Origin of the sequence: Janthinobacterium sp. SUN211, assembly GCF_030587315.1 — a bacterium.
Lineage (GTDB): Bacteria > Pseudomonadota > Gammaproteobacteria > Burkholderiales > Burkholderiaceae_D > Janthinobacterium > Janthinobacterium kumbetense.
The window spans coordinates 1-2,648 of record NZ_JAPWIC010000022.1; the positions used below are offsets into that span (position 1 = coordinate 1).

The window sequence follows — 2,648 nt, forward strand, 5'->3', positions numbered from 1 at the left end:
GGTGCCGGCAGCCAGCTGCAGCAGATTCCCGTAGCGCCATCGCTGCCGAAAGCGCCGCCCGCCATCCGCGTGCAGCAGGGCAATGTGCCCGCCACCACGGTGGGCGACACGACGCGCATCGCCGTGCAGCGCCTGCAGATCGCGGCGCCGCCAGTCTTCACCGAGAGCGAACTGGTGGCCGCCTCGGGATTTACTCCGGGCAGCGAGCTGACCCTGGGCGAGCTGCGCGCCATGGCGTCCAAAATTGCCAGCTATTACCAGAACCGCGGCTATTTCCTCGCGCAAGCCTATTTGCCCGCGCAAGATATCAAGGATGGCGTCGTCACGATCAGCGTGTTGCCAGGCCAGTATGGCCAGGTGCAACTGCGCAACCAGAGCAATCTGTCCGACGGGCTGGCCGGCACCGTGCTGGCGGGCCTGGACGGGCAGGTGATCGCCACGGCGCCGCTGGAACGCCGCTTGCTGCTGCTGTCGGACTTGCCTGGCGTGCAGGTCAGCTCGACGCTGGCGCCGGGGGCCTCGCTGGGCGCGTCCGACCTGATCGTCGACGTGCAGCCGGGCTCGCGTTTCAACGGCAGCATCGACCTGGACAACCAGGGCAACCGCTACACGGGCCGCAACCGCATCGGCGCCACCCTGAACATCAATGAACTGGCCGGCATCGGCGACGTGGCCACCGTGCGCGCGTTCACCTCGGCCGACGGCCTGAACTATGGCCGCCTGGCCTACCAGGGGCAGGCGGGCTTGCTGCGCCTGGGCGGCGCCTACACCTATATGGACTACAAGCTGGGCAAGGAATTTGCCGTGCTCGACGCCAAGGGCACGGCGAAGATCGCCAGCGCGTATGGCAGTTATCCGCTGATCCGTTCGCGCAGCAACAACCTGTATGCACAGGTCAGCTATGACGACAAGACCTTCCAGGACCGCACGGAATCGACGGGCAGCGTCAACGACAAGAAGGCCAGGGTGTGGATGCTGAATCTGAATGGCGACAGCAAGGATGGCTGGGGCGGTGGCGGCGCCAGCACCTATTCGTTGACATTTACCACGGGCAAGATCGATATCGAGACGCCGGCAACCTTGGCGCTCGACCGCGCGACGGTGAACAGCAACGGCCACTTCAACAAGCTGGCCTTTAATGGCGCGCGCGTGCAAAGCCTGGGCGGCGAGACGAGCCTGTTCGGCACCGTCAGCGGCCAGGCGGCGTCGAAAAACCTCGATGTGTCGGAAAAGATGGGCATCGGCGGCGTGGGCGGCGTGCGCGCCTATCCGGGCGGCGAAGCGTATGGCGACCAGGGCTATGTGCTGAATGTGGAGCTGCGCCAGAACGTGACGGCGTTCACGGCCTTTCCCGGCCAGCTGCAAGTGCTGGCGTTTGCCGACACGGGCACCGTCAAGCTGAACCGCGATGCCTGGAGCGCCGGCGAGAACCGCCGCACCCTGAGCGGCGCGGGCGTGGGCGTGACGTGGACGGGCGCCAACGCGCTCGTGCTGAAGGCGTATTACGCGCACAAGCTGGGCAATGCCAAGGCGACTTCCGCCCCCGATGCGGCAGGACGCTTCTGGTTGCAAGCCGTCAAGTATTTCTAAATTACTACATCAATAAAAACATCAGGACACTGCCATGAACCGCATCTACCGCTCCATCTGGAACCAGGCCACCGGCGCCTACGCCGCCGTTTCCGAAAACGTCAAATCCGCCGGCAAGCGCTCGATGCCGGGCAGCAGCGGGGGCGGCGCGCATTTCGCCCTGACCAGCATGGCGGCGGCGCTGATGCTCGGCTATGGCTCCCTGGCCCTGGCGGGGCCGGCGGGCGGCACGGTGGTGGCGGGCCAGGCTTCCATCAATGGCGCGCCGGGCAATACCGTGATCCAGCAGGGCAGCCAACATGCCGTCATCAACTGGGCCAGTTTTAATATCGGCAAGGGCGAATCGGTGCAGTTCCAGCAGCCCAACAGCAATGCGGTGGCCCTGAACCGCGTGCTGGGCAGCGACGGCACGACCATCCTGGGCAAGCTGTCGGCCAACGGCAAAGTGTTTGTCGTCAATCCGAACGGCGTGCTGTTCGGCCACGGCGCGTCCGTGAACACGGCCGGCCTGGTGGCTTCCACGCTGGATATCAGCAATGCCGACTTCATGGCGGGCAAGTATCAGTTTTCCGGCAATGGCAGCGGTAAAGTCTTGAACCAGGGCAACATCAGCGCGCCGGGCGGCTATGTGGCCTTGCTGGGCGCGAACGTATCGAACGAAGGCACGATCCAGGCGCGCCTGGGCTCGGTGGCCCTGGCGGCGGGCCGCGCCATCACGCTGGACGTGGCGGGCGATGGCTTGCTGAACGTGGCGGTGGACCGGGGCGCCGTGGGCGCGCTGGTGAATAACGGCGGCTTGATCCAGGCCGATGGCGGCAGCGTCGTCCTGACGGCGCAGGCGGCGGGCGACTTGCTGAAAACCGTCGTCAACAACACGGGTGTGATCGAGGCGCACAGCATCGACACGCGCGGCGGCACGATCAAGTTGCTGGGCGATATGCAAAGCGGCACGGTGAACGCGGCGGGCACCCTGGACGCCAGCGCGCCTGCGGGCGGCAATGGCGGCTTCATCGACACTTCGGCCGCGCACGTGAAGATCGACGATGCGCTGAAGGTGA

At 65.8% G+C, this 2,648-nt stretch carries 2 protein-coding genes; both read left to right on the forward strand.

The genetic code is table 11. The annotated features are described in order from the left end of the window. Nucleotides 1-1,590: ShlB/FhaC/HecB family hemolysin secretion/activation protein (locus O3301_RS28530; RefSeq protein WP_305058154.1), on the forward strand; the 1,590-nt coding region annotated here is incomplete at its 5' end. Nucleotides 1,591-1,624: 34 nt separating this feature from the next. Next, on the forward strand, nucleotides 1,625-2,648 hold a 1,024-nt coding region (locus O3301_RS28535), incomplete at its 3' end, for a filamentous hemagglutinin N-terminal domain-containing protein (protein ID WP_305058155.1).